This is a genomic window from Catenulispora acidiphila DSM 44928 (genome assembly GCF_000024025.1).
Taxonomy (GTDB): domain Bacteria; phylum Actinomycetota; class Actinomycetes; order Streptomycetales; family Catenulisporaceae; genus Catenulispora; species Catenulispora acidiphila.
The window spans coordinates 8,979,139-9,002,327 of sequence record NC_013131.1; the positions used below are offsets into that span (position 1 = coordinate 8,979,139).

The 23,189-nt window shown below is 71.0% G+C and carries 21 protein-coding genes; 9 read left to right on the forward strand and 12 right to left on the reverse strand.

The window, feature by feature from the left end; genetic code table 11:
• Window positions 1-94 precede the first annotated feature (94 nt).
• Both infB and CACI_RS48665 read right to left on the reverse strand, forming a co-directional pair.
• Window positions 95-3,250 carry a translation initiation factor IF-2 gene (gene infB, locus CACI_RS53970; RefSeq protein WP_015796291.1) on the reverse strand — a complete coding sequence of 1,052 codons (3,156 nt, stop codon included), beginning with the start codon at window positions 3,248-3,250 and terminating at the stop codon, window positions 95-97.
• 168 nt (window positions 3,251-3,418) lie between these two features.
• Window positions 3,419-3,658 (reverse strand): YlxR family protein, encoded by a 240-nt coding sequence (locus CACI_RS48665; RefSeq protein ID WP_015796292.1) that lies wholly within the window; start codon window positions 3,656-3,658, stop codon window positions 3,419-3,421.
• Between the two features lie 170 nt (window positions 3,659-3,828).
• Between CACI_RS48665 and CACI_RS38270 the strand changes: the two genes are divergently transcribed.
• The 3 genes from CACI_RS38270 to CACI_RS38280 are packed head-to-tail and all read left to right on the forward strand — an operon-like array spanning window position 3,829 to window position 5,287.
• On the forward strand, window positions 3,829-4,170 hold the full coding sequence (locus tag CACI_RS38270; protein WP_015796293.1) for an ArsR/SmtB family transcription factor: 342 nt from the start codon (window positions 3,829-3,831) through the stop codon (window positions 4,168-4,170).
• Window positions 4,167-4,682 (forward strand): SRPBCC family protein, encoded by a 516-nt coding sequence (locus tag CACI_RS38275; protein WP_015796294.1) that lies wholly within the window; start codon window positions 4,167-4,169, stop codon window positions 4,680-4,682. Before CACI_RS38270 ends, CACI_RS38275 begins: the two co-directional genes overlap by 4 nt.
• 5 nt (window positions 4,683-4,687) lie before the next feature.
• Complete coding sequence (locus tag CACI_RS38280; RefSeq protein ID WP_041543455.1) at window positions 4,688-5,287, forward strand: dihydrofolate reductase family protein; 600 nt, start codon at window positions 4,688-4,690, stop codon at window positions 5,285-5,287.
• Window positions 5,288-5,532: 245 nt separating this feature from the next.
• Here CACI_RS38280 and CACI_RS38285 read toward each other — a convergent pair whose 3' ends face one another.
• The gene (locus CACI_RS38285; RefSeq protein WP_015796296.1) at window positions 5,533-6,363 is read right to left on the reverse strand and encodes a helix-turn-helix transcriptional regulator; all 831 of its coding nucleotides are present in this window, start codon (window positions 6,361-6,363) and stop codon (window positions 5,533-5,535) included.
• Between the two features lie 102 nt (window positions 6,364-6,465).
• Between CACI_RS38285 and CACI_RS38290 the strand changes: the two genes are divergently transcribed.
• A complete protein-coding gene (locus tag CACI_RS38290) occupies window positions 6,466-6,867 on the forward strand; it encodes a GlcG/HbpS family heme-binding protein (protein ID WP_015796297.1) in 402 nt (133 codons plus the stop codon).
• Between the two features lie 198 nt (window positions 6,868-7,065).
• Here the strand turns inward: CACI_RS38290 and nusA are convergent, their stop codons facing one another.
• On the reverse strand, window positions 7,066-8,040 hold the full coding sequence (gene nusA, locus CACI_RS38295) for a transcription termination factor NusA (protein ID WP_015796298.1): 975 nt from the start codon (window positions 8,038-8,040) through the stop codon (window positions 7,066-7,068).
• A 5-nt stretch (window positions 8,041-8,045) separates the two neighbouring features.
• Window positions 8,046-8,657, reverse strand: coding sequence for a ribosome maturation factor RimP (gene rimP / locus CACI_RS38300; protein WP_015796299.1), 612 nt, complete (start codon window positions 8,655-8,657; stop codon window positions 8,046-8,048).
• Window positions 8,658-8,959: 302 nt separating this feature from the next.
• On the opposite strand from rimP, the gene CACI_RS38305 reads away from it, so the two are divergent.
• Together CACI_RS38305 and CACI_RS38310 are read left to right on the forward strand one after the other, a co-directional pair.
• Window positions 8,960-9,409: a hypothetical protein gene (locus CACI_RS38305; protein WP_049871853.1), complete on the forward strand. Its 450-nt coding sequence runs from the start codon at window positions 8,960-8,962 to the stop codon at window positions 9,407-9,409.
• A complete protein-coding gene (locus tag CACI_RS38310; RefSeq protein WP_015796301.1) occupies window positions 9,406-9,813 on the forward strand; it encodes a ferritin-like domain-containing protein in 408 nt (135 codons plus the stop codon). The genes CACI_RS38305 and CACI_RS38310 overlap by 4 nt, the downstream gene beginning before the upstream one ends.
• A 19-nt stretch (window positions 9,814-9,832) precedes the next feature.
• Here CACI_RS38310 and CACI_RS53180 read toward each other — a convergent pair whose 3' ends face one another.
• Window positions 9,833-11,368: a serine/threonine-protein kinase gene (locus CACI_RS53180; RefSeq protein ID WP_083795961.1), complete on the reverse strand. Its 1,536-nt coding sequence runs from the start codon at window positions 11,366-11,368 to the stop codon at window positions 9,833-9,835.
• 142 nt (window positions 11,369-11,510) lie between these two features.
• Window positions 11,511-13,259, reverse strand: a complete 1,749-nt coding sequence (locus tag CACI_RS38320; RefSeq protein ID WP_015796303.1) for a proline--tRNA ligase — start codon at window positions 13,257-13,259, stop codon at window positions 11,511-11,513.
• Window positions 13,260-13,444: 185 nt separating this feature from the next.
• Here CACI_RS38320 and CACI_RS38325 point away from each other — a divergent pair, with 185 nt between their 5' ends.
• Genes CACI_RS38325 through CACI_RS38335 form a run of 3 tightly spaced genes read left to right on the forward strand, consistent with a single transcriptional unit; the run spans window position 13,445 to window position 16,684 of the window.
• Window positions 13,445-14,437 (forward strand): hypothetical protein, encoded by a 993-nt coding sequence (locus CACI_RS38325; protein WP_015796304.1) that lies wholly within the window; start codon window positions 13,445-13,447, stop codon window positions 14,435-14,437.
• A 55-nt stretch (window positions 14,438-14,492) separates the two neighbouring features.
• On the forward strand, window positions 14,493-16,187 hold the full coding sequence (locus CACI_RS46680) for a DNA-3-methyladenine glycosylase 2 family protein (protein WP_015796305.1): 1,695 nt from the start codon (window positions 14,493-14,495) through the stop codon (window positions 16,185-16,187).
• Window positions 16,184-16,684 carry a methylated-DNA--[protein]-cysteine S-methyltransferase gene (locus CACI_RS38335; protein WP_015796306.1) on the forward strand — a complete coding sequence of 167 codons (501 nt, stop codon included), beginning with the start codon at window positions 16,184-16,186 and terminating at the stop codon, window positions 16,682-16,684. The genes CACI_RS46680 and CACI_RS38335 overlap by 4 nt, the downstream gene beginning before the upstream one ends.
• Window positions 16,685-16,760: 76 nt before the next feature.
• Here the strand turns inward: CACI_RS38335 and CACI_RS38340 are convergent, their stop codons facing one another.
• The 5 genes from CACI_RS38340 to dxr all read right to left on the reverse strand — a co-directional run bounded on the left by CACI_RS38340 (window position 16,761) and on the right by dxr (window position 23,093).
• Entirely contained in the window at window positions 16,761-18,098 is a 1,338-nt protein-coding gene (locus CACI_RS38340) for a DUF5919 domain-containing protein (protein WP_015796307.1), read from the reverse strand.
• Window positions 18,099-18,176: 78 nt separating this feature from the next.
• Window positions 18,177-19,037, reverse strand: coding sequence for a GNAT family N-acetyltransferase (locus CACI_RS38345; RefSeq protein WP_015796308.1), 861 nt, complete (start codon window positions 19,035-19,037; stop codon window positions 18,177-18,179).
• A gap of 162 nt (window positions 19,038-19,199) precedes the next feature.
• Complete coding sequence (gene ispG, locus CACI_RS38350; protein ID WP_015796309.1) at window positions 19,200-20,369, reverse strand: flavodoxin-dependent (E)-4-hydroxy-3-methylbut-2-enyl-diphosphate synthase; 1,170 nt, start codon at window positions 20,367-20,369, stop codon at window positions 19,200-19,202.
• A gap of 178 nt (window positions 20,370-20,547) precedes the next feature.
• Window positions 20,548-21,789, reverse strand: a complete 1,242-nt coding sequence (locus CACI_RS38355; RefSeq protein WP_015796310.1) for a M50 family metallopeptidase — start codon at window positions 21,787-21,789, stop codon at window positions 20,548-20,550.
• An 80-nt stretch (window positions 21,790-21,869) separates the two neighbouring features.
• Entirely contained in the window at window positions 21,870-23,093 is a 1,224-nt protein-coding gene (gene dxr, locus CACI_RS38360; RefSeq protein ID WP_015796311.1) for a 1-deoxy-D-xylulose-5-phosphate reductoisomerase, read from the reverse strand.
• Between the last annotated feature and the right edge of the window lie 96 nt (window positions 23,094-23,189).

The following is a 23,189-nucleotide window of genomic DNA, read 5'->3' on the forward strand; positions in this document are numbered from 1 at the left end:
AGGGCCAACCCGGCCCAGGGGATGAGTCCCTACTTCTTCTTAAGTAGAGAGTAGTAGGGGCGGCCCGGATGGGCCGCCCCATTATCGCTACCTACTAGGCGCGCGGCTTCTCGCGCATCTCGAAGGTCTCGATGATGTCGCCTTCCTTGATGTCGTTGTACGACCCGAGGTTGATACCGCACTCGAAGCCCTCGCGGACCTCGGTGGCGTCGTCCTTCTCGCGCCGCAGCCCCACGATGGTGAGGTTGTCGGCGACCACGGACCCGCCGCGGATGAGGCGCGCCTTGGAGTTCCGCCGGATCAGACCGTCCTGGACCATGCAGCCGGCGATGTTGCCGATCTTGCTGGAGCGGAAGATGGCGCGGATCTCGGCGGTACCGAGCTGCACCTCCTCGAACTCCGGCTTGAGCATGCCCTTCAGGGCCGCCTCGATCTCCTCGATCGCCTGGTAGATGACCGAGTAGAAGCGGATCTCCACACCCTCGCGGTCGGCCTTGGTCTTCGCACGGCCGTCGGGACGGACGTTGAAGCCCAGGATGACCGCGTCGGAGGCCATCGCCAGGTCCACGTCGGACTCGGTGATGGAACCCACGCCGCGGTGCACGACGCGCAGGTCGACCTCGGCGCCGACGTCGAGCTTGAGCAGCGAGTCCTCCAGGGCCTCGACCGAGCCAGCGCCATCACCCTTGATGATGATGTTGAGCTGCTGGACCTCGCCGGCCTTGATGACGTTCTCCCAGTCCTCGATGGAGACGCGCTTGCGGGAGCGGGCCATGGCCGCGTTCCGCTCGCGGGTCGCGCGGCGCTCGGCGATCTGCCGGGCCACGCGGTCCTCCTCGACCACCAGGAACGTGTCGCCGGCGCCGGGGACGCTGGTCAGACCGAGCACCTGGACCGGACGCGAGGGTCCGGCCTCGGCGACGTTCTCGCCGTTCTCGTCCATCATGGCGCGCACCCGGCCGTAGGCGTCGCCGACGACCATCGAGTCGCCGACGCGCAGCGTGCCGCGCTGCACCAGGACGGTGGCCACGGCGCCGCGGCCGCGGTCGAGGTTGGCCTCGATCGCCACGCCCTGGGCGTCCATGTCCGGGTTGGCCCGCAGGTCCAGCGAGGCGTCGGCGGTCAGGATGACCGCCTCGAGCAGCTGGTCGATGTTCAGGCCCTCGCGCGCGGAGATGTCGACGAACATGGTCTCGCCGCCGTACTCCTCGGCCACCAGCCCGTACTCGGTGAGCTGGCCGCGCACCTTCGTCGGGTCGGCGCCCTCCTTGTCGATCTTGTTGACCGCGACCACGATCGGCACATCGGCCGCCTGGGCGTGGTTCAGCGCCTCGATCGTCTGGGGCATGACGCCGTCGTCCGCCGCGACCACGAGGATCGCGATGTCCGTCGCCTTGGCACCGCGGGCACGCATGGCGGTGAACGCCTCGTGGCCCGGGGTGTCGATGAAGGTGATGGCCCGCTCGGTGCCCGCGACCTCGGCGACCACCTGGTAGGCGCCGATGTGCTGGGTGATGCCGCCGGCTTCGCCCTCGATGACGTTGGTCTTGCGGATGGCGTCCAGCAGGCGGGTCTTACCGTGGTCGACGTGACCCATGACGGTCACGACCGGCGGACGGACCCGCAGGTCCTCCTCGCCGCCCTCGTTCTCGCCGAAGTCGATGTCGAAGGACTCGAGCAGGACTCGGTCCTCCTCCTCCGGGGAGACGATCTGCACGGTGAAGCCGAGCTCCTGGCCGAGCAGTTCGAAGACGTCGTCGGAGACCGACTGCGTCGCCGTCACCATCTCGCCGAGGTGGAACATCACCTGCACCAGGGACGCCGGGTTGGCGTTGATGCGCTCGGCGAAGTCGACCAGCGAGGCGCCGCGGGGCAGCCGGATGGTCTGCCCGTTGCCGCGGGGCAGCATCGCGCCGCCGAGCGACGGCGCCTGCATGTTGTCGAACTCTTGACGCCGCTGCTTCTTGGACTTGCGGCCGCGGCCCGGACGACCGCCGGGACGGCCGAAGGCACCCGCGGTTCCGCCGCCGCCGGCCCGGCCGCCGCGGCCGTAGCCGCCACCGCCGCCGGGACGGCCGCCGTAACCGCCGCCACCGCCGCCGGGAGCACCGCCGCCGGGACGCGGGGCACCGTAACCGCCGCCACCGCCGCCGCCACCGGGGCGTGCGCCGGGACCGCCGGCCGGAGCGCCGGGACGCGGACCGCCGGAGCGGCCGCCGGGACCGCCCGCCGGAGCACCGGGACGCGGACCGCCGGGGCGGCCCTGGCCGGCACCGGGACGCGGCGCGGCACGGCCGGGCATCATGCCCGGGTTCGGACGCGGGGCGCCGGGGACACCGCCGCCGGGACGCGGCGGCATGCCCGGACGCGGGCCGCCTTCGCCGCCGCCGCTCTGGGCGCCGGTCGGCGGGCCCGGACGCGGCGCGGGCCGCGGGGGCTGCTGCATACCGGTCGAGCCGGAGGACGTGAACGGGTTGTTGCCGGGACGCGGACCGGCCGGACGCGGGCCCGGGGTCGGAGCGCCGCCGGGACGGCCGCCCTGTCCCTGGCCCTGGCCGGGACGCTGGGCGCCGGCCGGGCTCGGACGGGTGCCGCCGGGAGCCGGACGCTGGCCGCGCTCGCCGCGGTCGTTCCGCTCACCGCGGTCGCGCTCACCGCCGGGGCGCTGCCCCGGGGTGGCCGGACGCGGGCCGGGACGGCCCGGGATGCTGCCGCCGGCGGCCGGAGCCTGGCGCGGCGGGATGGCCCCGCCGGTGCCCTGGCCCTGGCTGGGACGGCCCTGCGAAGCCGGGCGCGCCGGAGCCGGAGCCGGCGCGGAGGGCGCCTCGGCGACCGGTGCTGCCGGTGCGGCCTGGACCTCGGGTGCGGCCGGCGCCTCGGGCGCCTCGGCGACCGGGCTGGCCGCCTCGACCGCCGCCTGGGCCTGCGCGGGAACCGCCGGACCGGGCTTGGGCGCGACCGGACCGGGACGCGGACCGGGCTTGGGGGCGCCGCCGGGACGCGGGGCGCCGGAGGACGCCGCCTTCGCGGCGGAGCCGGACTGCGCGGAGGCAGCCGACTTCGGGGCGCCGCCCTTGGCGCCGCCGGATTCTGCTTGTTGGATGCTGTCGATCAGTTTGCGGACGACCGGCGCCTCTACTGTGGAGGACGCCGAGCGGACGAACTCACCCAGATCCTGGAGCTTGGCCATGACGACCTTGCTCTCGACTCCGAGTTCCTTGGCGAGTTCATAGACCCGGACCTTGGCCACTTCACTCCTTCTTCGGCCCGCGTCTCTCGCGAAGCCGTCTGGTTACTGCATGGGCGTACTCATCGCGTGTTGCTGCTCATCGAGTGCTCATCGCCCTACTCGACCTGCTTCCGACTAGTACTTGGGTTCTCTGCTCCACGCACCGGACGCGGACAGGGATGTCGTGCTTCAGCTGCTTTCCAACAACGCGCGGACCGCCGTTGTTTCCAACGGACCGTCGACCCGCAGCGCTCGCGGGAACGCCCGCCGCTTCTCGGCGAGGGCCAGGCATCCCGGGTCCACGTGGAGGTGTGCTCCACGGCCGGGCGACCGCCCTCGCAGGTCGGGGACGACAGCGCCCTCGACCGCCACGACACGCAGCAGCTCCGTCTTCGCCGCTTTTGCCCGGCAACCCACACAAGTGCGCATCGGTACAGATCGCGCCGATGCGGGTGGGCGTGCAGAAGCATCCGTCTGGCTAGACACGTCTCAGTCTAGCGCCTCCGATCACATCAACGTTCGCCGGGTTGTTGACGGACGGTTGGCGGCGTGCCTATAGTCAACACATCGGTTGATTAACGAGATGGTTGATTAACATCATGGTTGACGAAGAACAAGCCCTGGACCGGGCCTTCACCGCCCTGGGTGATCCGGTCCGCCGCGCCATCGTGGCGCGGTTGTCCCGCGGCGAGGCCACCGTGAACGAACTCGCGGACCTCTTCCCGATCACCAAGCAAGCGGTCTCGCGGCACATCGGGGTCCTGGAGGACGCCGGTCTGATCACCCGCAGCCGGGACGGCCAGCGGCGCCCCTGCCACCTGGACCCCTCGGCCCTGGAGGCGCTGACGAGCTGGATCGACGGCTACCGGCTCGCCGCCGAGAGCCGCTTCCGCAAGCTCGACGCGGTCCTGGAAACCCTGAAAGAGGAGGAAGAACGATGAGCACCACCCCCGACACCCCCACCGGATCCAAGCCGAACCCCACGATCATCGAGGCGCCCGAGGGCACCCCGTTCCTCGACATCACGCGCGACTTCGACGCCGCCCCGGCGCAGGTGTTCCGCGCGTACACCGAGCCGAAGCTGGTCGCGCGGTGGCTGGGCCCGCGCGATCTGGAGATGGACATCGAGGAGTACGACGCCCGCCCCGGCGGCCGCTACCGCTACGTGCACCACGGCGGCCATCTCGGCGAGGTGCGCGCCGGGTTCCGCGGCGTGTTCCACACCGTCGAGGCGGACCGGCTGATCATCCAGACCTTCGAGTTCGAGGGCGTGCCGAACGAGGTGAAGCTCGACATCTGCCGGTTCTCCGAGGTGGACGGCAAGACCCGGGTGACGACGCGCTCGGTGTTCCCGTCCATGGAGGCGCGCGAGGGCGCCCTGGCTTCCGGGATGAAGCACGGGATCCAGGACTCGATGGAGCGGCTGACCGAACTGCTGGCAGAAGGGGTGTGACGGCGATGAGCAAGGTGGTCATGGCGGACGCGGTGTCTCTCGACGGCTTCTTCGCCACCGAGGACGACCAGGTCGATCCGCTGCACGACTTCTACTTCAAGGGCGACACCCCGATCGACGCGGGCAACCGGCACACGTCGTTCCGGGCCTCGGCCGCCTCGGCGAAGTACCTCGCCCAGGAGTGGTCGCAGATCGGCGCGATGGTCATCGGGCGCCGGCTGTTCGACATCACCAACGGCTGGGACGGCGTCCCGGTCGCCGGGGACCGGGTCTTCGTGGTGACGCACAGCGTTCCCACGGACTGGGAGTTCATCGACACCGCCCCCTACACCTTCGTGACCGACGGCGTGGCGAGCGCGATCGCGCAGGCGAAGGAGGTCGCCGGACCGGACCGGGTCGTGTCGCTCAACGGCGGCGACGTCGGCGGGCAGGCGTTCGAGGCCGGCCTGGTGGACGAGTTGGACGTCGCGCTGGTGCCGGTGGTGTTCGGCTCAGGGAAGCGCTTCTTCGGCGGCTTCACCGGAAAGGTGCTGCTCGACGATCCGACGGCGGTCGTCCAAGGCGACCGGGTCACGCACCTGCACTACAAAGTCCGCAAGGGCTGACAGGTCACGGCTTACCGAGCAGACCGCACACGGCGCACCGAGGGGGTGCCCGCCGCGCGCGGTCTGCTCGCGCTCGGTCCGCGATGCGAATCAGGCCGCCGATCCAGCTCGGCCCGCGATCCAGCTCAGCCCGCGATGCGATTCGAACCGAGATACTGCGCAGCCCGCGATCCGGCTCGAACCGCATTCCCGCTCGGCCCACGATCCAGCTTGGCCCGCGATTCCCGCTCAGCCCGCGCTCCCGCTCAGCCGGCGGCCCACGAAGCGAGCATCCGCAACGAATCCGCGGTCGCGGTCCCCGGCGGCGCGGTGAACACGATCAGCGTCAGGTCCGGGTCGGCCGCGACCGTCAGCGCCTGCCAGTCCAGCAGCAGGCGGCCGACCACGGGATGGTCGAAGCTCTTGCGGAAGGAGTCGGTGGCGAGCACCTCGTGCCCGCCCCACCAGCGCCGGAAGTCGGCGTCCCGCTCCAGCAGCTCGCTGACCAGCTCGGCCATCCGCCGGTCCCCCGGCGTCAAGCCGACGCTCATCCGCATCCGCGCCACGCTGGCCGCGGCGACCTCTTCCCAGTTGCGGTGCATCCCCCGGACCCGCGGCTCCAGGAACAGCATCCGGATCATGTTCCGCTCCGCGGGCGCCATCTCCGCGAAGTCGAAGTACAGCGCGACCGCGAGGTCGTTCCAGGCCACGATGTCCCCGCGCGGATCGATGACCAGCACCGGGGTGTCCTTCATGGCGCCGAGCAGATCGCGGACCAGCGGGCTCACCGCCTCCGCGCCGGAAGGGGACTCAGCCCGGGAGCGCGCCGGCGGCTGCGCCAGAATCCGCACGTAGGAGCGCTCGGCCTCGGTCAGCCGCAGCGCGGCGGCGATCCCGTTCAGCACGCTGTCGGACGCCGTGGTGACCCGGCCCTGCTCCAGGCGCGTGTAGTGGTCCACGCTCATCGCCGCGAGCTGCGCGACCTCCTCGCGGCGCAGACCGCTGACCCGCCGCGGATTGCCCACAGGGGGCAGCCCGACGGACTCCGGCGCGACCGCCGACCGCTTCGACTTCAGAAAATCTCCCAGCTCGCTCACGCGTCCAGCATCGCACTGCCGCCGGCCGCGTTCCTGGGGCAGCCGTCCCCAGGAACAGCCGAGCTCTGGTTGTGCGGCGCGGCGGCGGCAAACCTGGAGCCCATGAGCACACTGAACCTCGAAACCACTGCCCGCATCGTCGCCGCCGGCCGGGAGGCCGCCACCGGGATCGGCGTCGCCATGAGCATCGCGATCGTCGACCCCGCCGGGAACCTCGTGGAGTTCCAGCGCATGGACGGCGCTTGGCTGGGCTCCGTCGACATCGCGCAGCGCAAGGCGCGCACCTCCGCCCTGTTCCCGATGCCGAGTTCCGTCCTCGGCGAGATGTCCCAGCCCGGCGGCCCTATCTACGGGATCGAAACCAGCAACGGCGGCCTGGTCTCCTTCGGCGGCGGCTTCCCGCTGGCCGCCGCCGACGGCACCGTGATCGGCGCGGTCGGCGTCTCCGGCGGCCTGGTGGAGCAGGACGTCGCCGTCGCCGAGGCGGTCGTCAAGGCGGTCTGAGATCACCTCGTCCAGCAGCAGCGGACGCTCGCCGAACGGATAGATCTGCGGAGACAGTCCGGTCGGGTCGGGCGGCGTCACCGAATGACACTCGGGGCCGTAGTCCATCACGGGGCCATCACCCCCTTGCTGCGGCCCCGACGGAAAAGGGCCCCGCTGAGGGCCCTGATCCGCTGCTTCGTCTCGTGCGCTGCCGCGCTACTCCGAGATCGGCTCCGCGTCCGAGCGGATGTCGATACGCCAGCCGGTCAGCCGCGCGGCCAGCCGCGCGTTCTGGCCTTCCTTGCCGATGGCCAGCGACAGCTGGAAGTCCGGGACGATGACCCGGGCGCTGCGCTGGTCCAGGTCCACGACCTGGACCTTCGACACGCGCGCCGGGGACAGCGCGTTGCCGACCATCTCGGCCGGGTCCTCGGACCAGTCGACGATGTCGATCTTCTCGCCGTGCAGTTCGGCCATCACGTTGCGGACCCGCGCGCCCATCGGGCCGATGCAGGCGCCCTTGGCGTTGACGCCGGCGCGGTGCGAGCGGACCGCGATCTTGGTGCGGTGGCCGGCCTCGCGGGCGATCGCGGTGATCTCCACCGCGCCCTCGGCGATCTCCGGGACCTCCAGCGCGAAGAGCTTGCGCACCAGGTCCGGGTGGGTGCGCGAGAGGGTCACCTGGGGACCGCGCTGGCCGCGCCGGACGTCAACGACGTAGCACTTCAGGCGCTCGCCGTGCCGGTACTCCTCGCCGGGGACCTGCTCGGCGGCCGGGAGCGTGCCCTCGATCTTGCCGATGTTCACCAGCACCGCGCGCGGGTCGCGGCCCTGCTGCACCACGCCGGTGATCAGGTCGCCCTTGCGGCCGGAGAACTCCCCGAAGGTCTGCTCGTCCTCGTGGTCCCGCAGCCGCTGCAGGATCACTTGCTTGGCGGTGGTGGAGGCGATACGGCCGAACTCGCTCGGGGTGTCGTCGTACTCCCGGGTGCTGCCGTCCTCGATGTCCTCCACGGCCCAGACGGTGACGTGGCCGCTGCTCCGGTCGACCTGGACCCGGGCCCGGGTCTTCGCGCCGTCGGTGCGCTTGTAGGCGATCAGCAGCGCCGCCTCGATGTCCTCGACCAGCTTCTCGAAGGGGATCCCGCGGTCCTTCTCCAGGTCGCGCAATGCACTCGTGGGGATGTCCATGGTCGTCAGCCCTCCTCGTCCTCGTCGATGTCCTCGTCTTCGAGGTCTTCGTCCTCGAGCTCTTCGAAGTCCTCGGTGTCTTCGGTGTCCTCGCCGTCCGCAGTGTCCTCGGGCTCTGCGTCCTTGCGGTTGAACTCGATCTCCACGCGCGCCTTGGCGACCTCGGAGTACTCCAGCCGGCGCTCCTCGGTCTGCCCCTTCTTCTTGCCGGGGACCTCGAGCAGCACGCCCTCGTCGTCGCTGTCCAGGACACGGCCGGTGACGTCGCCGCCGTTGCGCAGCAGGGCGCGCACCAGCCGTCCCTTGGCGCGGCGCCAGTGCTTGGGCAGGGTCAGCGGCCGGTCGGTGCCCGGGGAGCCGACCTCCAGCACGTAGGGCTGCTCGCCCATGACCGCCACGCCCTCCGGGGCGTCGAGCACGTCGGAGACCACCCGGGTGATGTCGGAGACCGCGTCGAGCGACACGCCGTCGTCGCCGTCCACGACGACCTCGACACGGCGCCGGCGGGCCACCTGCGAGACGCGGACCGACTCCAGGTCGTAGCCGGCGGCGGCCACAACCGGCTCCAGCAGCGCTTGCAACCGGTCCGCCGGGCCTCCGGTTCGGGGGGTGCTCATCGTTCTCCTTGTGCAGTTGTCGTCCGTCGTGCTGTCGCTGTCCGTGAGCTGGCCTGGTGGCAACCCTTGGGCCAACTACGTAGCCAACACAGTATCCGTTCCGCACCGGGGCGCGCTCCCGTCGGCACGGCCGCCCCGATCGCTACACTTTGCCGGTGACCTGGGTGCCCGTGAAGCCGACGAGACGCACGCTGCTCGCTGTGACGGGTGTGGCGCTGTTAGGCGGATGCGCTTCCCCGGCCGGAAAAGCCAGTTCCGGGAGCTCTCCGGCCAAACCGGTCCCCGCCGGGCAGCCGGATCCGGTGCGCGATCGCGTCCTGGCCGCGGAGGCCGACCTGCTCGCTCGCTATGACGCGACGCTGGCGCTGCCTTCCGTCACCGCCGACAGCGCACTGACTGCGAAGCTCACCGCGATCCGCGCGGAGCACGCCGCCCACGTCACCGCTATAAAGCAGGGCTATACGCCGCCGTCGACACCGACCCCTTCTTCGGGTTCGGCGACACCGGCGCCCTCCCCCTCGACACCCTCGAGCCCCCCGACCCTTTCCAGTCCCGGCGCCACCACCTGGTCGCCCTCGGCGACGACCGACGCCAAGACCGCCGTGTCCGTGCTGGCCGGCGCGGAGCAGGACGCCGCCGGCGCCCGGACCACCGACATCCTGGCCGCCGACGGCGCGACCGCCATGCTGCTGGCCTCCATCGCCGCCTCCGAGTCCGGACACGCGGCCCTGCTCCTGGGAGGCTCCGCGTGAGCGCGCTGCAGACCGCTCTGGGCAACGAGCACGCGGCGGTGTACGGATACGGAGTCCTGGCCGTCCACCTCGTCGGCGCCCAACAGAACGCCGCGCGGAACGCCTACGACACCCATCGGGCACGCCGCGACATCCTCATAGGGCTGATCGAGGCGCAGGGCGACAAGCCGGTCGCCGCGGCGCCCGCTTATGCGATTCCGTTCCCGGTGAACTCCGCGGCGGACGCTCTGCGGTTGGCGGCGCAGTTGGAGGAACGGCTCGGCGCCTCGTATGCGGACGTCGTCCAGTCCTCGTCCGGAGACACCCGTCGCACGGGACTGGAATGGCTGACGGACGCCGCCGTCCGCGCGGTGCGGTGGCGCGGAACCTCGGTGGCGTTCCCGGGTCTGCCCGAGCGGGACTGACCCCGGAGCCGAGGCCGCGTCAGTGGCTGCCGCCCAGCGCGTTGGAGAAGGCGTTGATCTCCCCGGCCAGCACTGAGGCGGTGACATCGTTGACGAGCTCGCCACTGTGGTCGGCGTTGAGCCTCGAGGCGAGATTGTCGGTCTTGTCCTGCAGGTCCTTCAGGGAGCGGCCCTTCATGTCGTGCTGCTTGGCCACCGTCACCGCGTTCTCCATGTCGGCCAGCGCGTTCTGCATGTCGCGCCCGGCGTTGGGGTCCATCACGACCGGACCCTGCGCGATGTAGCCGTCGATCTGCCCGCGCATGCTCTCCAGATAGCCGATCGGGTCCTTGCGCGGGTCGGCAGTCGGCGCGTTCGTGGTCGCCGGCGCACTGGTGGACGGCGGACCGCTCGGCGTCGCCGCGCCGGAGGGCCCGGTCGCGGACCCGCTCGGCGTCGAGGTGACGGTGATCCCCGGCGGAGGCGCGGACGTGCTCTGCTTCTCAGCCCGCGAGCCCTTCATGAAGACCGCGGTGGTGGCCGCCGCGATGAAGGCGATGACCAGTGCCCCGAGCAGCATCCAGATCCAGTTCCAGCGGCGCGGCGCCGGCGGGCCCGGGAACGTGGGCTGCGCCGGGTAGGACCCGCCGTCGTCGTCCTCATGAGGGACGCTCTGCGCGGGAACGCGCGGGCCCATATACGTGGGCTGCTCCTGCGCGGCCAGATAGGAGGGCGGCGAAGCGGCCTCGTACGGCTGCATCACCACCGTCCGGTTCGCCGGCGGCCGCGCGACGCCGGGGAGGTCGGCCGGAGCGCCGCGCAGCTCCAGGACCGCCGCCACGGTCGCCGCGGCGGGCCGCTCGGCGGGGTCCTTCGCCATGCACTGCCGGTAGATCCCGGCTATCTGCGGCGGCAGTCCGGCCGTCGGCAGCGGCGGCGGAAGCTTGTGCAGGTGGGCCTTGACCACGTCGTCGACCGTCGCGCCCTCGAACGGCGCGCGACCGGTGACACACCAGTAGAGGATGCAGCCGAGCGCGTAGACGTCGGAGGCCGGCAGCGCGCCGCGTCCGGTCAGCTGCTCCGGCGCCATGCACGCGGGCGTCCCGACCACCAGTCCGGTGCGCGCGTCGGTGTCGGAGGAGGCCTGCGCGATGCCGAAGTCCAGGAGCTTGACCCCGTCGGACATCAGCATGACGTTGCCGGGCTTCAGGTCGCGGTGGATGATCCCGACCTGGTGCACCGCTTCCAGGGCACTGGCCAGCTGCGCGCACGCCAGCCGGGCGTCGTTCTCCAGCAGCGGGCCCTGCTCCAGCCGGTCCTCCAGGTTCAGCCCGGCCAGCAGCTCGGTGACCAGCACCGGCTGGAAGTCCCCGGCGCCGTCCTGCCACTCGATGTAGTCGAAGACCGTGGTCACGCGCGGATGCGACAGCCGCGCCAGCGCCAGGGCCTCCCGCCGCAGCTGCTCACGGCCCGCCGGGTTCGCCGCCGCGCCGCCGTGCAGGAGCTTCACGGCGACGAACCGGTCCAGGCTCGAGTCCTGCGCCTCCCAGACGACCGCACTGCTGCCGGACCCCAGAGGCCTGGGTCAGACGGTAACGCTCGGCTATGACGGTGCCGGGGGTCGGTGCATCCATGGTGGTGATTATTGCGCGTCGCCAGAATCGACACGCCGCCGCCGGGAGGTCCCGGCGGCGGCGGTCCGGCGGCCGTCCGACGGCTCAGCCGCGCGCCAGCGCGTACACGTGCTCCACCAGGTCCGGCACCGCGACTTCGGCCTTCTCGCCGGTCTGCCGGTCGCGGACCTCCACGACGCCGTCGGCGAGGTTCCTGCCGACCACGACGATGGTCGGGACGCCGATCAGCTCGGCGTCCTTGAACTTCACGCCGGGCGAGACGCTGCCCACGCGGTCGTCGTACAGGACCCGCACGCCGCGCGCGCCGAGCTCCTCGGCGTAGCGGTTCGCGGTCTCGTAGATCGCCGGGTCCTTGCCGGCGGCCACGATGTGCACATCGGCGGGCGCCACCTCGCGCGGCCAGACCAGGCCGAGCTCGTCGTGCAGCTGCTCGGCCAGGACCGCGACGGCGCGCGAGACGCCGACGCCGTAGCTGCCCATGGTGACCCGGACCGGCTTGCCGTCCTTGCCCAGGACGTCGAGCTTGGCGGCGTCGGCGTACTTGCGGCCGAGCTGGAAGATGTGGCCGATCTCGATGCCGCGGTCGATGGACAGCTCGTGGGCGCAGCGCGGGCAGACGTCGCCGGCGCGCACCTCGGCGGCCTCGACGGTGCCCTCGATGTCGAAGTCCCGGCCGGCCACCGCGTAGGCGACGTGCTTGCCGGCCTCGTTGGCGCCGGTCACCCAGGCGCTGCCGACGGCCACGCGCGGGTCGACCAGGTACTCGTACCCGGCCTCCTTCAGCCCGACCGGGCCGATGTACCCGCGGACCAGCTTGGGGTGCTTGGCGAAGTCCTCCGCCTCGAACATCTCGACCTCGCCGGGCGCCACCGCGGCCTCCAGGCGCTTGAGGTCCACCTCGCGGTCGCCGGGCAGCCCGACGATCAGGACCTTGGGCTCCTTCACGCCGGGGTAGCGGACCTTGACCACGACGTTCTTCAGCGTGTCCTTCGCCGTGATCTCGATGCCCAAGGCGCTCACCACGGTGACCAGGGAGTCGATGGTCGGGGTGTCGGGAGTGTCCAGGACGCGCAGCGCGGGCTGCGCGGCGGCGTCCTGCGGCGCGGCGACGGCGGTCTCGACGGCCTCGACGTTGGCCGCGTAGCCGCAGTTGTGGCACGCGACGTAGGTGTCCTCGCCGGTCGGCGCGGTGGCGAGGAACTCCTCGGAGGCCGAGCCGCCCATCGCGCCGGACACCGCCGAGACGATCTTGTACTTGATGCCGAGGCGGTCGAAGATCCGGATGTAGGTGTCGCGGTGCTCGGCGTAGGAGTGCTTCAGGCCGTCGTCGTCCAGGTCGAAGGAGTACGAGTCCTTCATCAGGAACTCCCGGCCGCGCAGGATGCCGGCGCGCGGACGCGCCTCGTCGCGGTACTTGGTCTGGATCTGGTAGAGCGTGACCGGCAGGTCCTTGTAGGACGACACCTCGCTCTTGACCATGTCGGTGAACATCTCCTCGTGCGTCGGGCCGAGGAGGTAGTCGTTGCCGCGGCGGTCCTGGAGGCGGAAGAGGTTGTCGCCGTACTCGGTCCAGCGGCCGGTCGCCTCGTAGTACTCGCGGGGCAGCAGCGCGGGGAACTGGACCTCCTGCCCGCCCATGCGGTCCATCTCCTCGCGGACGACGCGGGTGACGTTCTCCAGCACCTGCTTGCCCAAGGGCAGCCAGGAGTAGATGCCCGGAGCGACCCGGCGGACGTATCCACCACGGACCAAGAGCTTGTGGCTCGGGACCTCGGCGTCCGCCGGGTCCTCGCGCAGGGTTCGCAGGAACAGCGACGACATACGCCAGATCACGGGGTGCTCCTTGTGTTCGATCGGGTAATGGTGTCTCGCCGAACGAATTCCGCTGGGACGGACACTTCTGTCCTGCGAGGATATCCGGCTCGAGCGTGATCGCTCGCCGTTTGGCTCTTCGCACACGCCTTCAACAGCGCGTAAAGACTCTCCCCTATTCGCCGTGAGGGGGTTACCGTGCCGATATGGCAGCCAAGACCCGGAACGACGTCCTCCGGGTGAATATGGACCCGGCGCTGAGCGATCTGGCGCTGGCCGAGGCACGGGACGCGCTGGCGTCCGGGGATTGGGGACCGGCGCGCGACGTCCTGGCGGAGACCCGCAGAGCCCTGGAAGGACCGCAGTGGGACCGGCGCAGCCACCGGGTGCGCGTGCTCGCCGAAGCGGTGGCGAACTCCTCGTGGGTGGAACGCTGGCAGGTCCTCGAACCGGTGAATCCGGACGCCGCCCTTCTCCGGGCCCAGGTGGAGACCGTCCGCGCGCTGCGCGGGTCGCTGGCCGGCGGCACCGGGTACCACGAGACCGCCGCCGAGGCCCTGGACCTGTGCACGCACGCTGCCGAGATGGCGCCGCAGGACCCGACGCCGTGGGTGGTCATGCTGACCCTGGCGCGCGCCGCCGACCGCGGGCGCCGCACCGGCCACGACGAGTTCTGGCACCGCTGGCAGCAGATGCGCGGGCGCGACGCCTTCAACCGCGACGGCCAGCACGAGGCGCTGATGTACCTGTTCGGCGCGTGGTGCGGCTCGCACGAGGAGATGTACGACTTCGCCTATTGGCTCGCCGGGGAAGCCCCGCCGGGATCGCCCCTGGCCGCACTCCCCTTGGTGGCTCACGCGGAGGTGTACCGGACGGCGAACCTCGGAGTAACCCGGCCGCGCCAGTCTTCGCCGCAGGCACACTGGTCGCGCGACCTGGTCACCGCGGACGTGGACCGGGTCCTGCGCAGCTGGCTGGGATCGGCGATAGAGCCGCACGCCCAAGCCGACCTGGACCGGAACTACCTGCTGCACGCCATGGTGTACTCGGGCCTGGTCGACACCGACGAGACGCGGGCTTTGTTCGACGCGATCGGCTCGCACGCGATGCGCGTGCCGTGGTCGTACACCGGGGACCCGGAGTCCTCGTTCCTGTACTGGCGCGACCAGGCGTTCCACGCGACTGCGGCGCGCCGCTGACGGTCTGGTCCGAATCCCGCTAGTAGCGCACAGCTGGCTGAGCGACACTCGAACTATGCCCGAGACAGCGCTTCTGGACGACTTCGATACGTACTACCGGGCGGTGGCCAGCCGTGACACGCGGTTCGACGGCCGTTTCTTCACCGGCGTGACCACGACCGGCGTCTACTGCCGGCCGATCTGCCCGGCCCGCACGCCCAAGCCGGAGAACGTGCGCTTCTTCCGGGTCGCCGCGGCCGCCGAGGCCGCCGGCTTCCGGACCTGCCGCCGCTGCCGCCCGGACAAGGTCCCGGGCTCGCCGGACTGGAACATCCGCGCCGACCTGGCCGGGCGCGCGCTGCGCCTGATCGCCGACGGAGCGGCCGACCAGCAGGACGGCGTCGCCGCGCTGGCCCGCACCCTGGCGGTGAGCGAACGGCACCTGCACCGGGTCCTGGTCGCCGAACTCGGCGTCGGACCGCTGACCCTGGCCCGCTCCCGCCGCGCCCAGACCGCGCGCCTGCTCCTGGAGTCGACGGCGCTGCCGGTCTCGGACGTCGCCTTCGCCGCCGGCTACGGCTCGATCCGCCAGTTCAACGACTCGGTCCGCGAAGCCTTCGGCGCCACCCCGAGCGAGATCCGCGTCCGCTTCGGCAGCGGAGCGGCAGCCGCCGAGCTCGCCGGCAGCGCGGTGGAAGGAGACGGCGCGCTGACCCTGCGGTTGACGTACCGGACCCCGTTCGACTTCGCAGCACTGCTCGGCTGGTTCGGCGACCGCGCGATCCCCGGCGTCGACGAGGTCGTCGGCACCGGCCGCGACCTGGTCTACCGCCGCGCACTCCGCCTCCCCCACGGCACCGGCCAGGTGGAACTGCGCGACGACAAGGGCGTGGTCCACGCCCGCCTGGTGGTCGACGACCTGCGCGACGTGGCCGTAGCCGTCCGCCGCTGCCGCGACCTCCTCGACCTCGACGCCGACCCGGCGCAGGTCGACGCAGTCCTGGCCGGCGACCCGGCACTGGCGCCCCTGGTCGCCGCCCGACCCGGGCTGCGCGTGCCCGGTGCGGTGGACGGCTTCGAGATCGCGGTGCGCGCCGTGCTCGGACAGCAGATCAGCGTCGCTGCCGCACGCACCATGACCGCACGCCTGGTCCAGCGCTTCAGCGCCGTCGAGCTGGCGGCGGAAGCGGCACTGGTGCCGAACGCGGCCCTTCCAGCGGTGTCCCCTGCGGTCAGCGGCTCGCCGACAGCTACGTCGGCGCTGGCAGCAGCGTCTGGTGCGACGCGCGACCCGGATAAGGACTCGGACCCGGAAGCCGCCCCGGCAAGTCACTTTGTCGACAAGAAAGCGGACCTCCTCCCCTTCCCGCGCCCCGAGACCCTGGCCGCCGGCGACTACGAAGGACTCGGTCTCACCCGCCGCACCGTGGCGACCCTGCGCGCGCTGGCCACCGCCGTCGCGAGTGGCGACCTCGCCCTGGACCGCGGCGTCGACCGGACCGAGGCGCGGGCGAAGCTGCTGGCCGTGCCCGGTATCGGTCCGTGGACCGCCGACTATGTCGCGCTGCGCGTGTTCGGCGACCCCGATGCCTTCCCCGTCGGCGACCTGATCGTGCGCCGCCAGGCCGAACGCCTGGGGCTGCCGGGCGCCGAGAAGGCCCTGCTGGCCCACGCCGAGAGCTGGCGTCCCTGGCGCGCCTATGCCGCGCTGCACTTGTGGGCCAGTTCCGGCGACCCCGTCATCGAAGCAACCGAAGGAACCGAACAGTGAGCACCCTGAGTTACACCACCATCCCGACGCCGGCCGGTCCGTTCACCGTGCTCGCCGACGCCGATGACACCGTCCACGCCGCCGGCTTCACCGACGATCCGGCCTTCCTCGCCGGCATGCTGAGCGCGCCGGTCCCCGAGGAGGGCGCGCACGAGCCGGTGGCGGAGCGGGTCGCGGCGTACTTCGGCGGCGATCTGGCCGCGCTCGACGACGTGGCCATCGCCTACCGCGCGACCGGGCCGTTCCGGACCGCGGCGTGGGACGCGATGCGCGCGGTCAAGGCCGGCGACACCATCAGCTACACCGAGCTCGCGGCCACGGCGGGGAACCCCGCCGCGGTCCGGGCGGCGGGGTCGGCGTGCGCGTCGAACGCGATCGCGCTGTTCGTGCCCTGCCACCGCATCGTGCGCAGCGACGGCTCCAGCAAGAACTTCCTCTACGGCCTGGAGTGCAAGGCGACGCTGCTGGCGCACGAGAGGCAGCACGCAGGAGTCTGAATTCAGGGTTCGAGATCTGAGGTCTGAGTCGGGGGACCGCGCGGCAGCCTGGCGTTCCGCCGCGCGGTCCACCACCTCAGACCTCAGCGACCGGCAACCGCGATCCGGCCTCCGTCCCGGTCGGCCGGTCGCCGTTCTGCGCCACCTGGCTGGGAAGGAAGCCCGGCGGCATCGCGCCGACCGGCGCCACCTCGAACAGCACCTGGAAGCCGACCCCGTACTTCTCCTCCATGCGCGATCCGATCGGCCCGCACTCCACCCACGGGATCAACCGCATGGCGCGGAACTCCGCGGGCTCGTGCTTGTACGCCGCCAACTGCAGCACCTCGCCGCCGCCGACCCGCGGCGCGACGGTCCACGCGACCGGGTTCTCCCGGGGCGTGGCCAGCCCGAGGAACACCACTCCGTCGTACTCGACCCAGGCGACGTGTTCGGTGCGCCGCCCGACGGAGAGAGTCCCGTAGAGGTACTCGACCATCTCGACCGTGTCGGTGTCCTCCCGGATGTCCCGGAAGTGGTCGTTCACGATCTTGCCCAGCTTCTCCTTCAGCGCCACGTCCACATGAGCGCCCTGCTCCGAGGCGGTCCGCAGCGAGTAGAAGGCGATGGACGCCCTGTCGTCCACCCTGTAGTAGGCGCAGGCCGGGGTCGCGTTGTAGAGCTTCACCAACAGCTTGCTCCGCGCTCCTTCCGGCAGGTCGTTCCGGATCCGGTTCAGCAGTGCCAGATTCCGTTCGACCCCGACGGAGACGTCGATCCCCTCCCCCCGCAGGTCCGTGCTGCGCTGGCGCGCCGCGTCAGAGGTCGGATCCAGCAGCAGGATCTCGACCCGCACCTCGTTGTCCGCGGCCAGCACGTTCCGCAGCGCGGCGACGCAGCGCCGCCGCTCCTCCGCCTCGTCGGCCTCGGCGGTGGTGACGTCCAGGACGTTGCTGGAGGTGTCCATGATCCGCACCAGGTCGTCGCAGCGTTCCAGCCGCTCTATGAACTTCAGATAGGGGAAGCGTTCGTAGCCGGCCATCGGCGCGTATTCGGCGATGTTGCCGAACTTCTCGTTGGCGAAAGCGCGGATCGCCAGGAACACCGGGGACAAGAAGAACGCCACCAGCAGCGCCCCGGCCACATCGCCGGTGACCCCGCGGAAGAATTCCTTCCACTGTCCCTTGTCCGGATGCACCCAGGCCATCGTGATCGCGATCGCCACGGTCGCCAGCACCACCGACGAACTCCACGCGACCACGCCGCTCATCCGCCCCTTGCGCAGCCGGGTCAGCCAGCCGTGCCGCCCGCGCGGGGTGTCGGCGGGATCGCGCTCCCGGTCGCGGTCGCGCTCGCCTTCCCGGTCCGCCTCACGGCGCGCCGGAGCGAAGCCGTTCTCCGGACTGGGGAACTCTTGAGGGATGTCCTTGGGCATGACCACCCCCTTCGGTGTGAGGAATCGCCCATCAGAGGATTCCCAAACCGGTAGCGGGTGGAACAACTCAGAACAATGTCAGAACAGGATCGACGCGAAAGCGCCGACCTCCTCGAACCCGACTTTGCGGTAGACGGCGCGCGCGGGAGCGTTGTAGTCGTTCACGTACAGGCTCACCACCGACGCGAAATCGCGCAGCGCGTACTCCACGACGGCGGCCATCCCGGCGGCGGCGATCCCCTTGCCGCGCAGCGCCGGGTGCGTCCACACCCCCTGGATCTGGCACGCGCGCTCGGTCACCGCGCCGATCTCGGCCTTGAACACCACGTGCCCGTCCTCGATCCAGGCGAAGGCCCGGCCGGCGTGCACGAGTTCGGAGACGCGCGCGCGGTAGGAGTTGCCGTTGTCGTCGCCGACCGGCGAGACCCCGACCTCCTCGGTGAACATCGCTATACAGGCCGGCAGGAGCGTGTCTATCTGGCTCGGGGTCACCGGCTTGACGCGGAAGTCCGGCTCCACAGCCGGGGAGGAGCCGCGGATCTCCATCAGCGGCTGGCTGGCGCGCACCTCGCGCGCCGGACCCCAGGTCGGACGCACCTGTTCCCACAACGCCATCGCGGCCTCGGCGGGCCCGACGATCGAGGAGCAGCGGCGGCCCTGGCGGCGGGCGCGCTCGGCGAACGCCCGCACGGCCTCGGGACTCGCCTCGACCGGGACCAGGTTCGCCCCGGAGTAGCACAGCGCGTCGAGCTTGCCGTTGACGATGTGGCCCCAGACCTCGCCGCCGAGGCGCCACGCGTCCAGACCGGAGGCCTCGACCCGGGAGGCGACGAAGACGTTGGCGACCGGATCGCGCGCCAGCAGCGCGCGGACGTCGGCCAGGTCGGCCACACCCAGCAGCCTGGTGTTGGTCCCGCGGACCCTGGACAACACGCTCATCGCACGATCACCAGTTCACTGTACGTCGCGGAAACGGCCGCGCACCGACCAAGCGGCTATTCGGTGCGCAGCCGTGACCGGAAAACGCTCTACAGAGGTTCGGAAGAACGCTCTGGAGCAGTTCTCCAGGACCCCATATAGGACGGTACTGGAAGCCGGGCGCTAAAGCGCGGCGTTCACAGACTCCACGATCTCACCGGTCTCGGCGTCGATCTCCAGACCCATCTCCGAGGCGAGCTTGAACGCCTCCTCGATCAAGGTCTCCACGATCTGCGCCTCCGGCACGGTCTTGATGACCTCGCCGCGCACGAAGATCTGGCCCTTGCCGTTGCCGGAGGCCACCCCGAGGTCCGCCTCGCGCGCCTCGCCCGGACCGTTCACGACGCAGCCCATGACGGCCACCCGCAGGGGTACCTTCAGCCCGTCGAGCGCGGCGCTGACCTGGTCGGCGAGCTTGTAGACGTCGACCTGCGCCCGGCCGCAGGAGGGACAGGAGACGATCTCCAGGCCGCGCTTGCGCAGGCCGAGGGACTCCAGGATCTGCGCGCCGACCTTCACCTCTTCCACCGGCGGGGCGGACAGCGAGACGCGGATGGTGTCGCCGATGCCCTCGGACAGCAGCGCGCCGAAGGCGACGGCGGACTTGATCGTGCCCTGGAACGCCGGGCCGGCCTCGGTGACGCCGAGGTGCAGCGGGTAGTCGCAGGCCTCGGCCAGCAGCCGGTAGGCGTTGATCATCACGACCGGGTCGTTGTGCTTGACCGAGATCTTGATGTCGCGGAAGTCGTGCTCCTCGAACAGCGAGCACTCCCACAGCGCGGATTCCACCAGCGCCTCGGCGGTGGCCTTGCCGTACTTCTCGTACAGCCGCTTGTCCAGGGAGCCGGCGTTCACGCCGATCCGGATCGGGACGCCGGCGGCCTTGGCCGCCTTGGCGATCTCGCCGACCTTGTCGTCGAAGGCCTTGATGTTGCCCGGGTTCACCCGCACCGCGGCGCAGCCGGCGTCGATCGCGGCGAAGACGTACTTGGGCTGGAAGTGGATGTCGGCGATGACCGGGATCTGCGACTTGCGCGCGATCTGGGGCAGCGCGTCGGCGTCGTCCTGGGAGGGCACCGCGACCCGCACGATCTGGCAGCCGGCGGCGGTGAGCTGCGCGATCTGCTGGAGCGTGGCGTTCACGTCGGCGGTGAGGGTCGTGGTCATCGACTGCACCGAGACCGGCGCGTCCCCGCCCACCGGGACGTTCCCCACCATGATCTGGCGGGACTTGCGGCGGACGGCAAGCGGCTTGGTCGGGAGTGCGGGCATGCCCAGCGCGATGGCGGTCAAGGTCTCACCGTTCCGTGAATGGTTTTCTGCTCACCTCAACGCTACGGCACCGCGCGGGGGTGTCCGCACCGCCCGCGAGATTTTCACTCGGCCTTCACCGGCGCCAGGGTGGCGCAGGTCACAGCTACCGCGCAGACGTCGGCGGGTCAATCCCCGATCAGGGCGGAGCCGGACCCGGTCAGCTCGGGAACTTCAGCGGGTTGGTGATGTCCGCGGCCATCAGCAGCAGCGACAGGCCGACGAACAGGACCAGGAAGGTGAACGCCGCCGGCATCAGCTTGTTCAGGTCCACGCGGCCCGGGTCCGGACGGCCGAAGGCCTTGGCGATCTTGCGGCGCCCGGCCTCGTACAGCGCGATCGCGATGTGCCCGCCGTCCAGGGGCAGCAGCGGCAGCAGGTTGAAGATGCCGATGAACATGTTGATGCTGGCGATGTAGTACAGGAAGCCGCCGTAGCCGCTGTTCTGGATCACGCCGCCGGTCAGGCTCGCCATGCCGACCACGCCCACCGGGGCGTCCGCCGAACGCGGCTTGTCGCTGGTGGTCGCCTGGAACAGCTTCGGGATCGAGGCCGGGATGTCGATCAGGCCGGTGACCGAGCCCTTGGCGAAGCTGCCGAAGGTGGTGAAGCCGTTGCCGACCTCGTTCGCGAACCCGGGGTGCGTCCAGACCAGCTGCGGCGCCTGGATGCCGATCATCAGACCGAGCTGCACCTTGCTCGGGTCGGCGGAGATGTTGCCCACCGACGGCGTGATCGTCGTCGTGTGCTGCTGGCCGTCGCGCACATAGGTGACCTCCACCGGCACCGGGGCGCTGACCGGCTTGTTGTCGGCGCCGAGCGCCGGCTGGCCCTTGTGCAGCAGCGACGTCACCGAGTCCGGGCCGTCCTGCCAGCTGGTGACGTGCGTGCCGTTCACCGTGATGATCTTGTCGCCGTTCCGCAGCTGCGCCGCCCTGGCCGGGCTCGGGGCGTCCCCGGGGGCGCACGCGCCGGCGGTGGTCTTCAGGCACTGGGTGACGTTCCCGACCGTCCCGGACAGGTCCTGCGACCGCACACCCCAGGTCAGCGGGACCAGCAGCAGCAGGAGCAGGGCGATCATGAAGTGCACCAGCGAACCCGCCGACAGCGTCAGCAGCCGCCAGCCCAGCGGCTTGTGGTAGAACGCCCGCGGCTCGTCCTCGGGCTCGATCGGCTCCAGGTCCGTCATCCCGACGATCTTCACGTAGCCGCCGGCCGGGATGGCCTTCACGCCGTACTCGGTCTCGCCCCGGCGGAAGGACCAGATCCGCGGCCCGAACCCGACGAAGTACTCGGTGACCTTGCCGCCGGCCTTGCGGGCGGACACCATGTGCCCGGCCTCGTGCAGCATGATCGACGCCACGAGCGCGATGACGAACAGGATGATGCCTAGCGGGCCCACTTATCCACCTATCGTCGTCGGCGCTGGCGCGGGGCCGACCCCGCCACCGATCGATACCTAGTCAGCGACAACTGTCTCTGTCAGCTCAATGTCTGTCCGCCGGTTGTGAGTTCCCGCGCGCGCGTACGCGCCCAGGAATCCGCCTCCAGAACGGCCTCCAGGGTAAGGTCCCCACCCTGAGAGCGCGCTGAACCGGCGTGTTCGGCGACCACCCGTTCGATGGTATCGACGATCGCCGGGAAGCGGAGGCGGCCGGCGAGGAACGCCGCCACACACTCCTCGTTGGCACCGTTGAAGACCGCCGGGGCGGTCCCACCGGTTGCGCCGACCTGCTTGGCCAGCCGGACCGAGGGGAACGCCTCGTCGTCCAGCGGGAAGAACTCCCAGGTGGAGGCCTTGGTCCAGTCTATGGCCGGGGCGGCGCCGGGGATCCGGTCGGGCCAGCCGAGCGCCAGGGCGATCGGCAGCCGCATGTCCGGCGGACTGGCCTGGGCCAGGGTCGAGCCGTCCACGAACTGCACCATGGAGTGCACGATGGACTGCGGGTGCACCACGACCTCGATGCGCTCGAAGGGGACGTCGAACAACAGATGCGCCTCGATCACCTCCAGGCCCTTGTTCACCAGGGTCGAGGAATTGCAGGTGACCAGCGGTCCCATGGTCCAGGTCGGGTGCTTCATCGCCTGTTCGGGCGACACGTCCGCCATCTCCGCGCGGGTCCGGCCGCGGAACGGACCGCCGGAGGCCGTGACGATGAGCTTCTCAACTTCCTCCGCGCGACCGCCGCGCAGCGCCTGCGCCAGCGCGGAGTGTTCGGAGTCGACCGGGACGATCTGCCCGGGCTTGGCGCGGCGGGCGACCAGGTCGCCGCCGATGATCAGCGACTCCTTGTTCGCCAGCGCGAGGGTCCGGCCGGCGTCCAGGGCGGCCAGCGTGGCCTTCAGACCGGCGGCGCCGTCGATGGCGTTCAGGACGATGTCGCACGCGCGGGCGGCGAGTTCGGTGGCGGCGTCGGGCCCGGCGAGGATCTCAGGGATCTGGAACTCGCCGGCGGAGTAGCCGCGTTTCTTGGCCGAGGCGTAGAAGGCGAGGTTCAGGTCCTGCGCGGCACTGCCCTTGGCGACGGCCACGGTGCGCGCGCCGGTGGCCAGCGCCTGCTCGGCGAGGAGCTCCGGATTCCCGCCGCCGGCGGCCAACCCGACGATGCGGAAGCGGTCGGGATTGCGGGCGACCAGGTCCAGGGTCTGGGTGCCGATGGAACCGGTCGAGCCGAGAAGGATGATGTCGCGCACGGTGTGGGTCACGTCGTCATTCTGGCTTACCCCTCGCGGGCGCCGGGCCGCCTGGCGGGCGACGGTCACACGAGTTTCACACCGTCGCGCTCATTTCCGCCGGGGACC

Excerpts from the sequence above, each read along its gene's own strand:
- CACI_RS38325 (WP_015796304.1), top strand. The coding sequence starts at position 13,445 with ATGGCAGCCAAGACCCGGAACGACGTCCTCCGGGTGAATATGGACCCG.
- CACI_RS38340 (WP_015796307.1), bottom strand. The coding sequence starts at position 18,098 with ATGCCCAAGGACATCCCTCAAGAGTTCCCCAGTCCGGAGAACGGCTTC.
- CACI_RS46680 (WP_015796305.1), top strand. The coding sequence starts at position 14,493 with ATGCCCGAGACAGCGCTTCTGGACGACTTCGATACGTACTACCGGGCG.
- CACI_RS38280 (WP_041543455.1), top strand. The coding sequence starts at position 4,688 with ATGAGCAAGGTGGTCATGGCGGACGCGGTGTCTCTCGACGGCTTCTTC.
- CACI_RS48665 (WP_015796292.1), bottom strand. The coding sequence starts at position 3,658 with ATGCGCACTTGTGTGGGTTGCCGGGCAAAAGCGGCGAAGACGGAGCTG.
- rimP (WP_015796299.1), bottom strand. The coding sequence starts at position 8,657 with ATGAGCACCCCCCGAACCGGAGGCCCGGCGGACCGGTTGCAAGCGCTG.
- nusA (WP_015796298.1), bottom strand. The coding sequence starts at position 8,040 with ATGGACATCCCCACGAGTGCATTGCGCGACCTGGAGAAGGACCGCGGG.
- CACI_RS38270 (WP_015796293.1), top strand. The coding sequence starts at position 3,829 with ATGGTTGACGAAGAACAAGCCCTGGACCGGGCCTTCACCGCCCTGGGT.
- CACI_RS38290 (WP_015796297.1), top strand. The coding sequence starts at position 6,466 with ATGAGCACACTGAACCTCGAAACCACTGCCCGCATCGTCGCCGCCGGC.
- CACI_RS38345 (WP_015796308.1), bottom strand. The coding sequence starts at position 19,037 with ATGAGCGTGTTGTCCAGGGTCCGCGGGACCAACACCAGGCTGCTGGGT.
- CACI_RS38275 (WP_015796294.1), top strand. The coding sequence starts at position 4,167 with ATGAGCACCACCCCCGACACCCCCACCGGATCCAAGCCGAACCCCACG.